Raw genomic sequence first — 16,593 nt, 5'->3', positions numbered from 1 at the left:
GGCCTGTTTCACTTCAGCCATGCAGGACACCACGGAACATCCGCCGGGAGAGGCGGGAGTGTTCAGATCGTCCACTGCCGGTGACACAGCACCAAGCGGTAACCGTCGGGATCCTGGATGGTCACCCCATACGTATCCCAGTACGGATTGAACGCCGGAACGTGCCTGCCGCCGCACTCGGTGAGGTGCTGAATGACAGACGGCTCTACCGGACGCCCCAGATACAGCACCAGCAGGTCGTCTTCCGTCGGGGTGGGGAGGATTGAGTGTGCGGCCAGATGCGTCAATTCCAGATGCCAGACTGCGCCCTTCAAACCCAGCATCAGCAGGGACGCCTCTTCTCCCACGCTGTCGTGGTGGTACAGGACGCTCAGGTTCAGGCCCGCCGTGTAGAAGTGTTCGGCGGCACGCAGGTTCAGGCTGGGTCGGGCCAGGCGGATGTGGGTGGCCGGGGTCAGCAGGGGCGGGTTCATGGTCGCTCCAAGACACCGCTGCTGTGGAAGCGCTGGGTCGATCCGCTGCAAGTGAAGGTGACCTCAAACGGCGCTGGAACAGCAGGCCGCCCAGTGGGGAACCAGCCCCGGCCTTCCCTCACCACGATCAGCAGGCCGTGGTGATCTCCGACAGGCGTGAACGTGTCGCTCCGCCCATCGAAGGTCAGGAGGCCGAAGCGGCGCTCCAGATCCAGCACAGCTGCCGGGACATCCGGCACCACGATGCCCAGCTCGCTGATATGCAGCACGCTTCCGGGGCTGAACGGAGGGGCCTGGTCGTTCGGCAGATCATGCCGTGCGATAAATTCGAGGACATTGCCGGCCGCGTCCTCGAAATACAGGCTCTCGCTGTTCCAGCCCTCGCTCAGCGGAAAGCGGCTGGTGCCCCCTGCATCTTCAAGCAGCGGCACGCGTGCCCGGAGCCACGTTTCGGCCCCGTCCATCAGCTGGCGCGGAATGTCGAAGGCCAGGTGGGCAAAATGCCCAGGAGCACCGTGCGGACGAAAAGTAAGCAAGGTTCGTCCGGCCTGAAAGGTCACGCCGTCGGGCGTTCTCGTCACGGTCTCCAGGCCAAGGACTCCAGTATAAAAGGCGTGTTGAACGCCCAGATCAGCGGTCAACAGGGTCAGGCTCTCGATATGCATGGCTCTCCTTTCGGGGGTGAACGGACGGTCTTCATTCGGTGGGGCGGTGGGTGGACAGGCTCAAGATCGGGTTGATGGGTTCTCCTCAGCGGTATTGACACTCAGCTTAAAACCTCAAGTAAAGTTGAGGTCAAGCCCCCGGAGGTGCCTGATGTCTCGACCCGCTTCCCACTGGACTCCTGCCCAATTGGCCGAACGCAGCGGCCTGAGCGTTTCTGCGCTGCACTTCTATGAACGTGAGGGCCTGATCGTCAGCACCCGGACGACGGGCAACCAGCGCCGCTACCCGCGCGACACGGTGCGGCGGCTGGCTTTTGTCCGTGCCGCCGCCCGTGTAGGCGTCCCACTGACCGACATTCGCGCCGCGCTCTCAGAACTGCCTGCCGGACGCACGCCGACAGCGGCGGATTGGGAACGCCTCTCGGAGACTTGGCGTGCTGAACTGGATACCCGGATTGCGACGCTGACCCGGCTGCGTGACGATCTGGGCGGGTGCATCCAGTGCGGTTGCCTGTCACTGGAGCGGTGCGCCCTTTTCAATCCAGGCGATGAATATGGCGGGCGGCATCCGGGGAAAAATACGCTGGTGGGGACGCGGGCTGGATGAAGTACGCGGTACCGGGCATTGCAGTGCGAGAGGCGGAGGGAGATCGGCTGACGCGCTTGATGCGTGACGTGCCCTCACGGGAGGAAGATCTTCATGGCCTTCCTGAGCGCATGGATCGCTGCGTTTTCCTTTCATTACCCCTGCTGATTGCCCATCTTGTCGCAATCGGAATGGACCTGGAAACGGCGGTCACGTCAAGCCGCTGAAGTGCCCCGTGCCTGCTTCCGGGCGGCAACATCGACCCCGACGACGTTCCGGCGGCCACCTCAATCCAATCGTGGCGCTGTGAGGATGAAGTGGGTCGACCGGCATGCGTGAGCCTCAACTGGATCACTCCTCCTGGCGACAGATTGCCTCCCGGTCAGGGTTGTGTTGATTCGGTGGTGCTTTTGCCGTGCCTGATGGCACGCACCTTGCTCAGCATCTCACCCGGAGACTGGAACACGGGGAACACACTCGCCATGATCTCCTCTGCAGTGCTGGCGTTCGCCATCAGGCTGTTGATTTGGTACTGATAAATGGTGGTGTCATCCTCTCCAGCCACATTGATCGCCAGTTGATACCCGTCATCGGTGACTTCCGCACCGATGGGAAAGAGACTGATGCCTTTCCGGGCGTTTTTCAGCACTTTTTGTTGACGCTTATTGGAAGGCCATCCGATGTAGTCCAGAGAAAACCAGAGGTGACCGAGTTCCTCATTCAGCGGTGAGGAGGATCCTTCCTGAAAAGAGCTGAAGGCAAAATGTAGGCTTCCTTCTGCAGGGAAGGCGCCCGAGAGCGTGGTGAGATGTTCGGCCGCCCACTTGGGCAGGCTGACTTTCTCGTCCTCTTCAAAGCTTTTGATGAATTCTGGCGTGTTGGCAAAGAAGCGACTTCCTGGAAAATGATCGACAAACGCCTGGTGAAGCTGTTTCTCGCTTTCCGTCAGGCTGGAGCTTTCGATCTGCTTCCTGGCTTCATTATCGGTCATGACGACTAAAATTTCTGTCATTGGATCGCCCCCCTGATCTGTATTGAGGTCAGCCACGAGACCCTCCGCGAGTGGTGCATCCCATTGAGTTCCCTGTTCGCTGACGCACTGCGTCGCCAGGAACCCCGCCGGGATTCCCGGTGGTCTTTGATGGAGCGAAGTCAGCAGGGATTCAGACGACGGAAACGCGCTCAAGAATTCCTGGGATTGCATGCCCGCATCACGAACCTTCACCATCATTCCCGAACGAGCGTTTCCGCCGCTCCCCGAAGAAGAAATCAGAAACAAGTGTTCCAGACGTGGTCACCCCTGCCTTCCTCACACCTGAACCCAATTTAAGGCAACACCACCGATGAGGTACCCCACTTGCCTCAGATTTGGTGATTCCCTGGGATGCCGTGTGGATACAACACGCTCTGCACATTTCGTTCACGCCTGGAGAAAACTATCAGCGTCCAGTCACCGGTTCTGTGGGGTTTGAGGGCCGTTTGAAGCGCCTACAAGCCCGCTTGATCCATTGATAAAGCTGAGTCCCACAAACCTCCGACCTCCAGCAGATAGGCTGAGACATGGCTTACCAGGCGCAGCTCGATGATGGCCGGACCCTCACGCTTGAGCAGCAAGGCGAGCAGACCCTCATCTCTTTGGAGCAGCAGGGACAGGCCCAGGCGTCCGGCACCACAACAGGCACCTGGACCGCTCCACCTCAGGTCCACCTTCTCCAGGACCGCGTTGTGGTGGAACTCCGGACCAACCCGCCCGTGTATTTCGCGCTGCACGGCAATCAGATTCAGTCGCTGGGCGAGGCCCCCGACCTGGGCAAATACGGGGTGGTCGAGTTGAAGGCTGTGCCGGACGGTCAGGGGATGAAGCCCATGGAACCCATGACACCGATGAAACCGATGAAGCCTCTGTGACCTCAGTGCAGTCGAGACAGGTGGACTGCTCCCTTTGCTGAACTGATCCATCTTCGGTACGGTCCAGCGACTGAATCCACGCCACTCGCGGGTCAGAGCAACAACAGGTTGAGGCACAGTTTTTTGCCTGAAGGGTGAAGCAGCAGAAGGAGACCTGCGGCACGTGTACATTGGCCCTATGCCTTTACCTGACAAAGAACTCCAGAGGAGTGAACACGGCAAGTTGACAGGACGCGTGGCAGTGGTGACCGGGGCGGCTGGCGGCATCGGGCGCGCAACGGCGCTGGCACTGGCACAGGCAGGGGCACGGGTGGTGGTGTCCGACATGCAACTTGAGGCGGGCGAAGCCGCCGCTGCCCTGATCCGCACTGTAGGTGGTCAGGCTGTTTTTGTGGCCTGTGACGTTTCGGAACCCGCACAGGTGGCCCGCCTGATCGAACAGACCGTTGAGGAATACGGTGCGCTGCATATCCTGGTCAACAATGCTGGAATTTCAGGGGGGTCCAGTCTGGCCCATGAGATGGACATAGAGCTGTGGGACCGGGTCATGGCGGTCAACGTGCGTGGTCCCTTCCTGTGCGTGAAAGCAGCGATGCCGCATCTGCTTGCCAGCGGCCACCAGGCGGCCATCATCAATATTGCTTCAACCTATGGCCTGATCGGGGCGTTGCGGGCGCCAGCGTACTGTGCCTCTAAAGGTGCACTGGTCAATCTGACCCGGCAGCTTGCGGTGGACTACGGACCCCAGGGCATCCGCGTCAATGCCGTTTGTCCGGGGTACATCGATACCGATATGGGCGGCAGCGTGGCCAGATTGCCAGCCGAGCAGGCAGCTGCCGCACGGACACGGCGTGAAGCCAACGCGGCGCTGCAACCCCTGGGTCGGCAGGCACAGGCGGATGAAGTGGCCCGCGTGGTCGCCTTTCTGGCCTCTGACGACAGTTCGTTTATGACCGGATCTATTGTCACGGTAGACGGTGGCTGCACCGCCACCTTTAACCACGGGCCGCGCTGAAGCAGGCCTGAGTGTAGCGATGGGCTGGCCGCTGAGGTTCAGGACTTTTCTGGATGGCAGCGGATCTCCCTGAACTTCAGGTGGCGCACGCCATCGAGTCGGCGGCTCGGGGGCAATTGATCCGTCCCCGAGCCAGGTACGTGGGCGCTGCACCCGCTTGAGCTGCACCTGGACACTTCAGAATTTTCTGGACGTCGGACGACGACCACAACTCTGCTCAGGCCAGGTCGTGGTGCAACTACACATCAGCCGAGACGCGGGTGAATTCCTCTTTTGAGGGGCGGATGATCGCTGACATGAAAAATGATCTCCTGAAAAATCTTCAAGCCGCTGGACTTCAAGTGTGGTCAACCTCAACCAGCAGAAGAACCTTTGACTGAGGAAAGCTCCATCCCGGTTCGGCTGGATTCTGGAGTGAGCGGCAACTGCCAGTTGATTGGGGCGAGTCCGGCGTCCTCCAGGGCTACATTCACCCGCGAGAATGGCCGCGTCCCGGCAAAGTGGGCCACACTCAGCGGCGAGGGATGCCCCGATTCGATGACCACATGCTGCGGCCCGGTGATCAGCCGCGCCTTCTTGCGGGCATAGGCCCCCCACAGCACGAACACCACCCGCTCTGACCGCGCATTCACGGCCCGGATCACCGCATCGGTGAGCGGTTCCCAGCCCATGCCGGCATGACTGTTCGGCTGCCCGGCCCGCACCGTCAGCACCGCATTGAGCAGCAACACTCCTTGCCGTGCCCAGGTGCTGAGGTCGCCGTGCCGGGGCGGGACGAAGCCCGGCAGGTCGTCTCGCAGTTCCTGAAAGATGTTCTGAAGACTGGGTGGCACCCGCACCCCAGGCCGCACGCTGAACGACAGGCCATGCGCTTGCCCGGCGCCGTGATAGGGATCTTGTCCGAGAATCAAGACCTTGACCCGCTCCAGCGGCGTCCAGCGCAAAGCATTAAACACATCTGGTGCGGGCGGGTAGACCGGGTGGGTCCGGCGTTCGTCGATCAGGAAATCTTTGAGGTGATGAAACGAAGGGGCGGCGAATTCGGTGGCGAGGGCTTCACGCCAAGACTCGGGGAGTCCGGCGGGCACGATGGGAGAAATGGCGGCGGCTTGCCCTTCAAACAGGCTGGGTTGTCCTGCCATCTCCAGCACCGCCTGAGGACGCCGAACGGGTCGCACGGGTTTCTCTGGAAGCCCGTTGGCCCGCCGCTCCGCCCGCATCACGGCCTTCTTCCGGCTGCCGTGCACCTCATACACGCGCCGGGCTTCCGCCTCAAAGAAGGCGGTCTGGCGCACGGCCATGATCTTGGCCTTGGCCGCCCGCATGGCCTGTTCCGCATTCACGATCGGCCCCGGATACTTCAGGCGGCCCGCTCCACTCCACGTCCAGGGGGCGTGAATGAAGTCGGTCGGCACCTCGGCCAGTTCCGGCACCCAGCGCCGGATGAATTCCCCGGTCGGATCCTGATCGCGGGCCTGTTTGGTCGGGTTGTAGATCCGCACCCGGTTGATGCCCACCGTGCTGCTCTGCATCTGCACCTGGGCCCAGTGGATGCCCGGCTCGTTGTCGAGCCAGTGGTGGGCCAGGTACTCCCCTGGGACACGCCAGTGCAGCCACAGCAGTTGACTGGAAAAGGAGATCGTCATGGCCCGCATCCGGAAGTTCAGCCAGCCCGTCTCGGCCAGCATCCGCATACAGGCGTCCTGAAGGGGATAGCCGGTCTGTCCAGCGGCCCAGCGGTCAAAGGAGTCCTGAGACCAGTCGGGGCGCAGATCATCGAAGGCGCGGTTGAGGTTGCGGAACTCCATGGCGGGTTCGGTTTCCAGGCGCTGCATGAAGTGGCAGTGCCAGTGCAGCCGGCTCTCGAAGGAGCGTAGGGAGCGCACCCAACGCGGGTCGGCCCGGGGGTCGCCCTTTACTGCCGCCAGCCGTTGGCGGGTCGCCTGCACCACTTCACGCAGACTGACCGTGCCGAACGCCAGGGGCGCACTCAGCCGGGAGCAGCTGTCCTCGGCGGTGAGGGGACTGCTCATCTCCCGCATATAGTCCACCCCGCGCACCGTGAGGAAGCTGCTCAGGGTGCGCTCGGCAGCCAGGCGTCCACCAGAGGGCTGGCGTTTGTGGTTGGGGGACACCTGCAGGTCGGTGTGACCCCGCAGACCCGAGGAAAACACCGAGGCCCCCGTAAGCTTCGCTGGTGGTCTCAGGGTGGAAGCCCCCATCCGTTCTTCCCAGAGGTCCGCCCAGCCGTCTCGGCTCTGAAGGCGGCGCACCACTCCATTCTGCGGCAGTTCAGTGAACGGGACACCGCGGGCACGGCACCAGGCCCGGACGCGGCGGTCCCGGGCGTAACTGACGCCGTTGCCGGTCTCCTCGTGGGCCCAGAGCGCACCAATGCCGACCTCAGCATGCAGCGCATTCAAGACGTCCACGGCCTCTCCCACCCGGCAGACCAGGGACACGCCCAAGGCTTGCAAAGCCTGATCCAGTTCAGTCAGGCATTCATTGAGGTAGTGCAGGTGGTGGCCGCCGAATTCAGGGTGCTGAAGTTGCTCGGGTTCGTACAGGTACAGGGGCAGCACCGGGCCACGGGCTGCCGCTTCCAGGAGGGGCTGGTGGTCGTGGAGGCGCAGGTCTTTCTTGAACCAGACCACCTGAAGCGGAGCGTGGGAGGCGGACATCGGCAGCCACTGTAGGGTGCAGCCTGCCGACCAACTGGATGATGGGCTAGAGAAAAATGGACTGGCCTTTGCCACACCGCGTGCCATCCGGTCTGGCCACATCCACTGGCAGACAGTTTCAGACAACATCGAGCGGAATACTGATCATCGTGATGGAGCGTGAGGAACTGTCTGGATGTAGAGATCTGGAGCTTCAAATCAGTGAGGACAGACAGCTATTGGTGATCCTGCTCTATGACCGCCGAGCAGGGCGTTGATTCTGCGCGGCCTGACCACCTGACAGTGATGGAGCCGGGTCTTCATTGGAGCGACTGAGATTGGCGGCTCTTCAGACCCTCAAGGGAGGATGTGGGTTCCTTCCCGACATCTCTGGCTGGCCCTTGCTACGCTTGTGGCACGCTTCGGCGGGAGCAGGCCTCCCCATCTGCCACAGCGCCCCGTCCCTTGGGCGGGTTTTTTATGGCAACCGAAAGCCCACGCTGAGGCAGGCCTCTGCCTGCGGTCTGGAGACCTCGGCCTATCACCCCGAACGCTTGGCGGCCTTCTGGTCGTGGTGGCTGGACGACGCCTTACCCTTAGCCTTCAAGCTGGCCGACGCGAACTGGCTCTATCAGAGCGGCGACTCAACCGTCAGCGGTTGACCAGAATGCCGTGCGTTACGCTGCCCGCCCTCTGTACAGCTGTAACCGACTGGATATACGTCTGCATGGTTGTGGAATAGCTGTTGAAGGGGTCGTGTCCAGTGAGGGTGGCGTCCGGAGCCACCGTGACGGTCAAGAAGCCCTCCCGCGGCTCAAACGGCACCCCGTCCCAACTGACCCTGACCCGGCCGCTGTCAAAGACCGCCAAAACCAGGGGGCCGCTCGCCTTGGCCTCTGCATTCCCAGTGCCCAGCTTTAGCCGGGCCGATTTCGGCAGGGAAATCAGATTGATCTCCAAAGGCACACGGGTGGAGGTGCCCAGCACGTCACTGGCCGTAGGACTGTAAGCGGTCGCCGTACCTTTCGCTGGCGTAATCCGGCACAGCCCTGAATCCGCACAGTTGCCGTACGCCGATAAGACCAGAGGGGCGAAGAGCAACAAAGCTACCAGAGCCAGACGGTTCATGGCGGTCGCTGTAACCGCTGGACTGAGGAACACGGCGCCCATAATTGCGCTCATGCACGTTTTGCTGGATTCAATGTAAAAGGCGGCTCTGGGACGGCACTGCTGATCAAAAGGCACCTCGGAAACCAAGGACAACAAGGGATCCAAGGCCGCCTGCACTTGCCGTGGGGTGAAGTCCCCACGCCCCACCAATTTGCCTTCCAGTTCAGTGAAGGTCACGCTGCTGACGAAGGAGGGGCGGCGGGCGATCACTTGCAAACTTTTTTCTCCCCCCATCTTCGCCCAGCAGATAGGCCATCTGGGCAGCCCCAGCCCTACCACTGAAGTCGAGAGCCCAAGCAACCCACCACCCCTTCCCGAAGCTTTAGATCAGCAGTCTGCAGAACGGCTGGTCCTCACCGACATCGATGCAATTCACCAAGTCCTAGCCAAGGACGCAGAAGAATCCTCTGCTGCTTCCCTCCCGCGTTAGATCGGGTAAATCGAACTGGCAATGTCGCCTTCCTAATGGCCTTCTTCATTGAGGTCTTGGGATTATGGATTCGTGCTGTGTTGGCACTGGCCATGTTGGTGGCTACCGTCGTCTGATCTTGCTAAGGTTTTGTGAAGGGCCTTGCAATATCACCCCCCACCTCGAACCGTTCGGCATCACGTGCACCGTTCTTTCGGTGCCATACTCCCGCATGAAACTCAGCAACGATCTCCTGGTGCTGGAACTGAAAGTGGACATGATGGGCACTCCAACAGTGATTCATCCCATCGTGATTCTGGATGGAGAGGCCGGGCATACGTTGGTGGATACTGGCTTTCCCGGGATGGAAGGCGCAATTGAGCAGGCGCTGGCCGAGGTTGGAGTGTCTATGAAAGACATCAAACAGGTCATCATCACGCACCACGACTTGGATCACATCGGGAGCCTCCCTGCAGTCGTGGAAGCCAGTGGCGCGCCGGTCTGGGCCCCCACCCGGGAGATTCCCTTTATTCAGGGCAAGGAATGGCCGCAGAAGATGCCGCCGCAGGAAAAGACCGCTGAGCTATTGGCTGATCCCCAGACGCCGCCCCACATCCGCGCCCTGCTGGCAATGCCGCACGTCAAGGCCAAGGTGAACCGCGCCCTCCAAGACGGCGAGGTGTTGCCGCTGGCTGGGGGCGTGCGGGTGGTCATGACGCCCGGTCACACTTACGGGCACATGAGCCTGTACTTGGAGCGCACGAAGACGCTGATCGCTGTCGACACTCTGGGTTCGCGTGCAGGCCGCCTCAGCCAACCTCACCCGGCTGTAACGGCAGACTGGGCAACGGCGGCCCGATCCGTGGAGAAATTAACCGAACTGGATGTGCAAACCATCGTGACCTACCACGGCGACGTAGTGCATGAGGACGCGGGCGCGCAGCTCAGGCGGGTAGCAACGGAGATGGCGGCACAAAGCTGACGGCCGGAAGCAGGGGCCGACTTCCAAAAAAGCTGTCACCCCTGCTCTTAGTCTGCCGCAGACCAAGCTCAGGCCACACAACCGGCGGGGGAACGGTGACGGACCGGAAACTCAACCGCCGCCGTTTTCCTCTTATTGATACCTGCGTAATTTGGGAACAGCTTAACCTGCGGGTATGCCACAGATTTGGCGACCTGAAAGACCGACCCGTCCCCAACTGGAGGAACGGCGTCTGTTCGCAGACCCCGACATCCGAGAGGACAAGCTCTGTTCCGCACAGCTCGCTGAGCTGTGCGGTGTGGGTTCCAGCACCGTCCGAACATAGCGTCAACGACTGCGTCATCAAGGTTCACTGGAAGTGACCTTTGCCTCAGGCCCGCCCAGACGCCTCCCGCATGAGCAGCTCGCGGATGTGATGGCCCTCCACGGTTCCCGGGCCTGATCTGCAGGTGGAGGCTGGGCTCAGCAGGCATGCTCCCACTGTGATACCGCGGTGAGCACCGTGCCCGTACACTAGAGAACATGATCTTCCCTGATGCCCTCACCCAGAGAAGCGGCCGTTGACCAGTTCCAGACACACCGTGCGTGACCTGGCCAGAGATCCGGCAGACTCGCCTGCTCCGGCTCGCCGGAACCCACAGCGGATGCCCGATCCCCTGCACACCGAAACGCTGGATCTCAGTCTGCCGCACCTCCTCCTCGGCGTGCGGACCCGCGAGTGGCTTCAGGCCGCCGCGCCAGCACCGCGCAAGTGGCGCACCTACCACCACCTCTGCGGCGGACGCCATGAACAGCTTCGGCGGCTGGTCGGTCTGGAACTGCCGCTGCACGCCGGACTGGCGCGGCGCATCCACGACGTTCAGAAACGCCTGCCGTCTGAGGCGGCGCAGGGCGGGATGCGGCTCAGCGACGTGCGGCGCTATCAGGACGTGCTACGCACCGAATTGCAGCTGGACTGCGAGGAGAGTTACCTGTCTTACACCCACGCGGTGTATCCCGTGGACTGCCAGCCAGAATTCTTTGCCCGCTTGACCCCAGACACGTTGCCCATGCCTCTGGACGCCCTGCTGTATGACCTCAGCGATCCCCAGAAGACCCCGCTGGATCCAGGAGCGCAGCGCTGGCAACTCTGGATCGTGACCAGCAACGCTCCGACCTACGGGTGACCGCTTGGCAAAGAAGGTTGATCGTCTCCGGCTGCCGAGCCTGAACACGAGCGCGTTGGGGCTAAAGTGCGTGTGTTAACGTATTTCCACTCAGTGAACGCTCTGATTCATCACTCTTTAAGACGGGGCTATCAACGTGACACAACCAGAGATCACGGAAGCGGACTTGATCTTCCTCTACCAACGCGTACGAGGGCTTCGACTCCGAATTCGGGGCACGCCTCAAGCCACGCCTTGGATCCGTGAGGAAGCAGACCGACTGGCTGCGCCCCTCATGGCCATTGAAAAAAAATTAAAACAACGTCTTCAAAACCCACAACAGCTGATCTACCTGCACAGTGAGCTTGTGCGGGTTCAAAGTGATTTACAGGCTCTCTTTCGGGATCAACTCAACCCATTCATGGGCAGCTCTTCCGCCTGGATTCTTGAACGTTTTCATCTCGACGGTGACTGAGGAGGATCGCGCCCTCACCTCCGCAGCATCAAGCGAATCATCGTCAGGTACACCAACATTTCTGTGGTCTCAGGTCACGCTTCGTCGTCTTTTGACAAGCGGCGCCACTTCCCCAACCATGCGAAGGTACGCCCCACCACCCAACGTCGGGGCAAGACGTGAAACGTCTTGCTGCGGATCTACCTCCTCAACGAGGTCTGGCAGGTCCCATTTGGCCTGCCGCCACCAGGGATACACGACTTCCACCACTACCCCTGAATGGTCTTTGGCCCACTTGAGAAATCCGCCCGTATAGCCCTGGTCAGTCCACACCTTCTCCAGCTTTGGGTAGGTCTGTTTCATCCCGTCGAGAACGAGTTTGCCCCCTTCACGATCTTGGATGTCTGCGGAGTGCACTACGACGTTGAGAATGAGGCCCAGCGTATCGACGAGGATGTGCCGTTTGCGTCCGTTCACCTTCTTGGCCCCGTCGAATCCCCGGATGCCACCCGCTTCGGTCGTTTTCGCACTCTGACGGTTGATGATCCCCGCGGTGGGCTGAACGTCTCGCCCAGCGGCGATGCGGACTCGTTCTCGGAGCACGTCATGGACGTGCTTCAGCACACCGCAAATCCGCCATCTGCGGTACTGAGCGTACACGGTTGTCCAAGGCGGAACCTTCAAAGGCAAGAGCGGCCAAGCACACCCCGTCTTCAGGACGGACAGCATGGCATGAATCAATACCCGTTGCGAATGGATCCGCTTGCGCCCCGTCGCACTGGGGCCAGGCAGCAATGGTTCAAGTCAATCCCATTCGCGGTCGGTCAGATCAGAGCTGTATTTACTCCCCGCCATGCCCCACATTAAAATGAAAAATGCGTCCAGCAAAGCTTCGAGACGTTAACATACGCACTTTAGCCGTTCCACTGAGACTTTCATTGCTCTGGTTCGGTTCACAGGGTACAACTACGCCACCGTCAGGCGCATGTGTGATCGCCTGATCGGGGAAGGTCAAACGGCAGAACTTCGGGTGTACATTGGAGCAGAAAAAGCGGAGAAGTTGAGTGAGATGGTGTGGCCGAAAACTGCTGATAGGCCACATGGCACCCCAGACAAAATCAAAATACTGGCTCTGCCGATGCACCCAGTGGCATAGGGGACAGAAGCCGATCTGAACGCATGGCTGAGGGCCGCGAGGGAGAGTGGATTTCGAGATGTGCGCACCTTCGCTGTCGGGTTGACGCGAGAACGGGCCGCATTGTTGACGGCCGTAACCTTGCCTTGGAGTAACGGCAAGGCAGAGGGTATTGTCAACCGAATCAAGCTGGTAAAGCGCCAGATGTACGGGCGAGAATCGTTTGAACTTCTTCGGAGGCGAGTTTTACTCGCGGCCTAAGGCCTGCACCGGGAGTGCGGAAGAGCCGCGAAACCGAGGCAAGCTCATGAAGGACGTGTACCGTCACCGAAGACGGCGCTTTCCCTTACGCGTGAATCTTATCGCGGCCGTGTGCAACGCTTGTTGTGGTCACGGCGGCACTCGGTGATCAGGGCAAGGTTGGCTTCGCTCAGGAAGAAGTAGCGGGCCAAATGCTTAGGCGTGGGGTCAGCAGCAAACCGCCCGTTACGGGCGGCCTGCTCGTCGGAGAGAAATTCAACGGGCACAATTTGAACCAGCGACGGAGAAGTTACCGCCCAGTGGAAGACTGTCCTGATGTTTAAACGCATTCACACCGAGGAGTGGGATCACTGTTTTTGCAGTCAAGCGTGTATCGCAGGGGACTGCGGCAACTCTTCCAAGCGCCAGACGGGCGAGAAACGCACCCAGAGCCAGGCCACGGACATCAGCCCCGTGCCAATCCACAGGGCAGTTCGCACCCCTACCCTCTCCCCCAGGAAGCCGAAAAAGAGGGCGCCGAGCGGTACAATGCCGTAGGTGAGCGTTCGGTAACTGGCGGTCATCCTGCCGAGTAAAGTGACTGGAGAGAGCGCCTGACGCAGGCTGAGGAAGTGAATGGATGAAGCGGCCAAGCCCATCCCTTCCAGAAAGAAGGCCGTCATCAGCACAGGCAACGTGAATCCCGGAGCGCTTTGGGCCGCCGGCACCAGCAGCGGGGGGATGCATGCCAAGGCAGCCGTGCTCACCAGGGCCCGCCCAAAACCGATGCGGCGAGCCAGTGGCCCCGCCACCATGGAGCCGATCAAGGCCCCCACGCCCGCCACGCCATAAATCAACCCAATCCTGTCTGCACTCAGATGAAGTTCGCGGGTGGCGTACAGCACCAGCAGGGTGGAGAGTGCCTGAGCACCGCCGTTAAAAGTTGCGGCCTCCACTGCCATAATGCGGAGCATCGGATGACGGAAGATGAGTTGTAAACCTTCCTTGATTTCTCTGATGAGATTGACCTTCTGCCTGCTGTGTCCTAGCGAGATCTCAACATGCCGGATGGTGCCGATTCCTAGGGCGCTGAGCAGGTAAGAGGTGACGTCCACGGCGATCGCCACTGGAGCGCCCAACCAACCCACCAACACACCTGCCAGTCCAGGTCCGGCGATTTCGGCCACTGAGGCGCTCGCCTGCAACTTGCTGTTGCCCTCGACTAGGTGGTGCTGACCAACCAGACCGGGCAGGTAGGATGAGTAAGCCAGGTGAAACAGAGCATCGCACGTTCCCACGAAGAAGGCGATGGGGTAGATAACTTCCATTCGCAGCCAGCCGAGCATTGCCCCCAATGGAATCAGGGCCAGCAGGAGGGCGCGCCCCAGATTTGCCAGCACGAGCAGTGGTCGGCGGCGGCGGCGATCTACCCACACGCCCAGGGGCAACGAGAGCAAAAGAAACGGGAGGAATTGCGCCGCCCCGAGATACCCCATCTGGGCAGGAGTTGCGTTCAGGAGCTGGACGGCCAGCAGCGGCAGGGCCAGCGAGGTGATGGCCGAGCCGAAAAGCGAAATCGTTTCGCTCCCCCAGAGTTTCAGGAAGTTCGGGTCAATCCATAATCCTCGACTGACCTGCTCTTCAGTGGTCACGCGGTGGCCTTGAGAATCTGGACGACGGAACCGGCGTGGTAGGCCGCATGCGTGAGCTGGTTCAGGACGATGGTGAGCTTCTTCTGGTTCCACTCGTCAACACGCCCAATGTCATGGTGGAAACTCGACACCTCAGCTTTCCGTTCCGTTCTAAGTGCGTTCCAATCTTCATTGTTGACCTGCATGTGCGTGAAGGAGGCGTCCTGGTCGCCGTCCATCTGCTCCCCGACCAGATCACGCCTTGCCAGTCTCAGCCAGTACAGGACATGTCCGATCTGGCCTGCTGCACTCGAAGTGCCTCCAGGGTTGGGACGGGAGGCGTGTTCAGTACTGACACCCTCGACGTGTAGGAGCAGGCCCTTGAACCAGTCATCTTCGAGATAGACGGTGTGTATCTGCTTGGCGAGAACATGTGTGACAGCGTTTGCTTGCTCGGCCATACGGAACCTCCTAAGGTCGTAACCCTTTAAAATGTTTTTAAAGGATACAATATTTCCGAGCAAAGCAACCGCTGATCCAGTCTGAAGGGGTTACCGGGTTAAACTGCCTGCATGAAGGCCTCCACCACCTTGTTCGCGTTCCTGGCGGAGCGGCTGTGCCTGGATTTCGCCAACACGATGGACTGGCACTCCAGCGAGCACCCTGAAGAACGCCTGAACACCGTGGCTGACCTGTTGAAGTGGGGAGAGGATGCCCAATTGCTGGACGCCCAAACTCGCCGACAGTTGGCTGAGTATGCGGAAGTCCACTCCGATCAGGCGGAAGTGACCCTTGCGCGGGCACGTGAACTGCGCGAGGCCATCTACCGGGTGTTCAGTGCTGTGAGTTATGACCGCCAGCCCACAGCGACCGACCTAGAAACCCTGACCCAGGCCAGATTGGAGGCCGCCCGACACCAGCACCTCCAGAATGACGGGAGGGACTTCCGTTGGGTCTGGGATGAAGTCCCAGACCTGAGGCGCGTCTGGTGGCCTGTCGCGCTCGATGCTGCCGACCTCTTGACTTCCGACCTGCGCCACAGGGTGGGGGAGTGTGCCGATGACCGGGGATGTGGTTGGCTCTTTCTCGATGTCAGTAAAGCGGGTCGCCGCCGCTGGTGCAGCATGAAGGACTGTGGAAACCGGGCCAAAGCCCAGCGCCATCGCGCGACCGCCGACCGTTCACGAGAGAACCCGTAAAAGCCCAGCCTACGTAAGGTGGCGTTGCGAGAGGACATATGATCGAGCGTCGGCAAGACTTCGCTGACCCGCGACGTGGGGGCCGAACTCGCCAGTGTCGGGGCGCGGGTGTTGCTCATTGACCTCGATCCGCAGGCCAACCTCACCGGCTGGTTGGGCATTACAGGCGTGCAGGTGCCGGGCATGGCTAACCTCGTCGCGGTTGAAGGGGCTGACCTGCCGGACTCGGTAGACCGGATGGCTTTGACCGGCTTGCCGCTGAATGGTTTGCACTGAAGGCCAATCAAAGGAACTCCTTCTTGCTTACTGCGTTGCGGGTGATCCTGGGTCAGGACTTTCGGTTGGGAGACATTTGGCGGAGCACGAAGAGACTGTTTGAAGGAGTTTTTCAAACTAAGAGAGGTTAGTGCGAAAAAGTAAGAGTGGAAATCCTCGGTTTGTGAGCTCCGAGATCAGCGAGCCGAAAATTCATCGGATTACCATCGGGTGGATTCAAGTGGTGGTCGCAACACCTCAACTGAGGGGGTTGTGATGAAGCCAATCAAACGGCAGTCAGATCGATCTGGACGGAGTAAACTGCGCTCACCAGGACGGCCAAGAGCGGCACGGCGAGAAGACCAGCAGCGATTCTGGGCGTTGATCGCCGCAGGGGGGTCGAGTGAACGTGCTGCGACTGGCGCAGGAATCTCGCCAGCCGTCGGGGCGCGCTGGTTCCGGGAGGCGGGCGGCATGCCACCAACAACGTTAGGCCCACGGTCAACCCCCCTTTCTGGGCGCTGTTTGTCGTTTGCAGAGCGCGAAGAGATCGCACTCTCCCGGGCGCAACACCTCGGCATCCGTGAGATTGCCCGCCAACTGGGGCGGGCGGCATCCACGATTTCGCGTGAGGTCCGACGCAACGCTGCGACACGGAGTGGTGGC

19 protein-coding genes and 2 pseudogenes are annotated in these 16,593 nt (G+C 60.7%); 12 read left to right on the top strand and 9 right to left on the bottom strand.

Annotated features, from left to right (window positions below; translation table 11 throughout):
• Positions 1 to 62: 62 nt before the first annotated feature.
• Positions 63 to 473 carry a VOC family protein gene (locus F561_RS0119975; RefSeq protein ID WP_019011744.1) on the bottom strand — a complete coding sequence of 137 codons (411 nt, stop codon included), beginning with the start codon at positions 471 to 473 and terminating at the stop codon, positions 63 to 65.
• Positions 470 to 1,138: a VOC family protein gene (locus F561_RS0119970; protein ID WP_019011743.1), complete on the bottom strand. Its 669-nt coding sequence runs from the start codon at positions 1,136 to 1,138 to the stop codon at positions 470 to 472. Before F561_RS0119970 ends, F561_RS0119975 begins: the two co-directional genes overlap by 4 nt.
• A gap of 151 nt (positions 1,139 to 1,289) precedes the next feature.
• Here F561_RS0119970 and soxR point away from each other — a divergent pair, with 151 nt between their 5' ends.
• Entirely contained in the window at positions 1,290 to 1,745 is a 456-nt protein-coding gene (gene soxR, locus F561_RS0119965; RefSeq protein ID WP_026299097.1) for a redox-sensitive transcriptional activator SoxR, read from the top strand.
• A gap of 361 nt (positions 1,746 to 2,106) precedes the next feature.
• On the opposite strand, the gene F561_RS0119955 is transcribed toward soxR, so the two are convergent.
• A complete protein-coding gene (locus F561_RS0119955) occupies positions 2,107 to 2,772 on the bottom strand; it encodes a hypothetical protein (RefSeq protein WP_245556589.1) in 666 nt (221 codons plus the stop codon).
• A gap of 96 nt (positions 2,773 to 2,868) precedes the next feature.
• Between F561_RS0119955 and F561_RS30120 the strand changes: the two are divergent.
• The 3 genes and pseudogenes from F561_RS30120 to F561_RS0119945 all read left to right on the top strand — a co-directional run.
• Positions 2,869 to 3,054 (top strand): annotated as a pseudogene (locus F561_RS30120) (hypothetical protein); the annotation flags it as partial.
• Between the two features lie 230 nt (positions 3,055 to 3,284).
• Positions 3,285 to 3,632: a hypothetical protein gene (locus tag F561_RS0119950; RefSeq protein ID WP_019011739.1), complete on the top strand. Its 348-nt coding sequence runs from the start codon at positions 3,285 to 3,287 to the stop codon at positions 3,630 to 3,632.
• Between the two features lie 178 nt (positions 3,633 to 3,810).
• On the top strand, positions 3,811 to 4,647 hold the full coding sequence (locus F561_RS0119945) for an SDR family NAD(P)-dependent oxidoreductase (protein ID WP_019011738.1): 837 nt from the start codon (positions 3,811 to 3,813) through the stop codon (positions 4,645 to 4,647).
• Positions 4,648 to 5,000: 353 nt separating this feature from the next.
• Here the strand turns inward: F561_RS0119945 and F561_RS28155 are convergent, their stop codons facing one another.
• A complete protein-coding gene (locus tag F561_RS28155; protein WP_019011737.1) occupies positions 5,001 to 7,328 on the bottom strand; it encodes a uracil-DNA glycosylase in 2,328 nt (775 codons plus the stop codon).
• Positions 7,329 to 7,645: 317 nt separating this feature from the next.
• On the opposite strand from F561_RS28155, the gene F561_RS0119935 reads away from it, so the two are divergent.
• Entirely contained in the window at positions 7,646 to 7,969 is a 324-nt protein-coding gene (locus tag F561_RS0119935; RefSeq protein ID WP_157452033.1) for a hypothetical protein, read from the top strand.
• On the opposite strand, the gene F561_RS0119930 is transcribed toward F561_RS0119935, so the two are convergent.
• The gene (locus F561_RS0119930; protein ID WP_157452032.1) at positions 7,959 to 8,693 is read right to left on the bottom strand and encodes a hypothetical protein; all 735 of its coding nucleotides are present in this window, start codon (positions 8,691 to 8,693) and stop codon (positions 7,959 to 7,961) included. The two genes, F561_RS0119935 and F561_RS0119930, sit on opposite strands and share 11 nt — an antisense overlap.
• Before the next feature lie 425 nt (positions 8,694 to 9,118).
• On the opposite strand from F561_RS0119930, the gene F561_RS0119925 reads away from it, so the two are divergent.
• From F561_RS0119925 to F561_RS29150, 3 genes are all read left to right on the top strand, one after another.
• On the top strand, positions 9,119 to 9,868 hold the full coding sequence (locus F561_RS0119925; RefSeq protein ID WP_019011734.1) for an MBL fold metallo-hydrolase: 750 nt from the start codon (positions 9,119 to 9,121) through the stop codon (positions 9,866 to 9,868).
• A 560-nt stretch (positions 9,869 to 10,428) separates the two neighbouring features.
• Entirely contained in the window at positions 10,429 to 11,034 is a 606-nt protein-coding gene (locus F561_RS0119920; RefSeq protein ID WP_157452031.1) for a hypothetical protein, read from the top strand.
• A gap of 136 nt (positions 11,035 to 11,170) precedes the next feature.
• Positions 11,171 to 11,488: a hypothetical protein gene (locus F561_RS29150; RefSeq protein ID WP_157452030.1), complete on the top strand. Its 318-nt coding sequence runs from the start codon at positions 11,171 to 11,173 to the stop codon at positions 11,486 to 11,488.
• Positions 11,489 to 11,565: 77 nt separating this feature from the next.
• Here the strand turns inward: F561_RS29150 and F561_RS29710 are convergent.
• Positions 11,566 to 12,262, bottom strand: a pseudogene (locus F561_RS29710) (IS5 family transposase); the annotation flags it as partial.
• Between the two features lie 376 nt (positions 12,263 to 12,638).
• Here F561_RS29710 and F561_RS28150 point away from each other — a divergent pair.
• Complete coding sequence (locus F561_RS28150) at positions 12,639 to 12,863, top strand: transposase (RefSeq protein ID WP_083922569.1); 225 nt, start codon at positions 12,639 to 12,641, stop codon at positions 12,861 to 12,863.
• A gap of 98 nt (positions 12,864 to 12,961) precedes the next feature.
• On the opposite strand, the gene F561_RS30590 is transcribed toward F561_RS28150, so the two are convergent.
• Genes F561_RS30590 through F561_RS29140 form a run of 3 tightly spaced genes read right to left on the bottom strand, consistent with a single transcriptional unit; the run spans position 12,962 to position 14,934 of the window.
• Positions 12,962 to 13,192, bottom strand: coding sequence for a DUF4158 domain-containing protein (locus F561_RS30590; protein ID WP_083922568.1), 231 nt, complete (start codon positions 13,190 to 13,192; stop codon positions 12,962 to 12,964).
• 33 nt (positions 13,193 to 13,225) lie between these two features.
• Positions 13,226 to 14,494 carry an MFS transporter gene (locus tag F561_RS0119905; RefSeq protein WP_019011731.1) on the bottom strand — a complete coding sequence of 423 codons (1,269 nt, stop codon included), beginning with the start codon at positions 14,492 to 14,494 and terminating at the stop codon, positions 13,226 to 13,228.
• Positions 14,491 to 14,934 (bottom strand): DinB family protein, encoded by a 444-nt coding sequence (locus tag F561_RS29140; RefSeq protein WP_157452029.1) that lies wholly within the window; start codon positions 14,932 to 14,934, stop codon positions 14,491 to 14,493. The genes F561_RS0119905 and F561_RS29140 overlap by 4 nt, the downstream gene beginning before the upstream one ends.
• Positions 14,935 to 15,045: 111 nt before the next feature.
• On the opposite strand from F561_RS29140, the gene F561_RS29705 reads away from it, so the two are divergent.
• The 3 genes from F561_RS29705 to F561_RS30115 form a co-directional block, all read left to right on the top strand.
• The gene (locus tag F561_RS29705) at positions 15,046 to 15,672 is read left to right on the top strand and encodes a CGNR zinc finger domain-containing protein (protein WP_019011729.1); all 627 of its coding nucleotides are present in this window, start codon (positions 15,046 to 15,048) and stop codon (positions 15,670 to 15,672) included.
• Positions 15,673 to 15,747: 75 nt separating this feature from the next.
• On the top strand, positions 15,748 to 15,948 hold the full coding sequence (locus F561_RS30585) for a ParA family protein (RefSeq protein ID WP_019011728.1): 201 nt from the start codon (positions 15,748 to 15,750) through the stop codon (positions 15,946 to 15,948).
• A 255-nt stretch (positions 15,949 to 16,203) separates the two neighbouring features.
• A partial coding sequence (locus F561_RS30115) for a helix-turn-helix domain-containing protein (RefSeq protein ID WP_245556587.1) occupies positions 16,204 to 16,593 on the top strand: 390 nt, incomplete at its 3' end.

It is taken from the genome of Deinococcus aquatilis DSM 23025 (assembly GCF_000378445.1).
GTDB classification, from domain to species: Bacteria; Deinococcota; Deinococci; order Deinococcales; family Deinococcaceae; genus Deinococcus; species Deinococcus aquatilis.
Note: the sequence above shows the minus strand (reverse complement) of the source record. Positions and strands in the feature narration are given on the sequence as shown.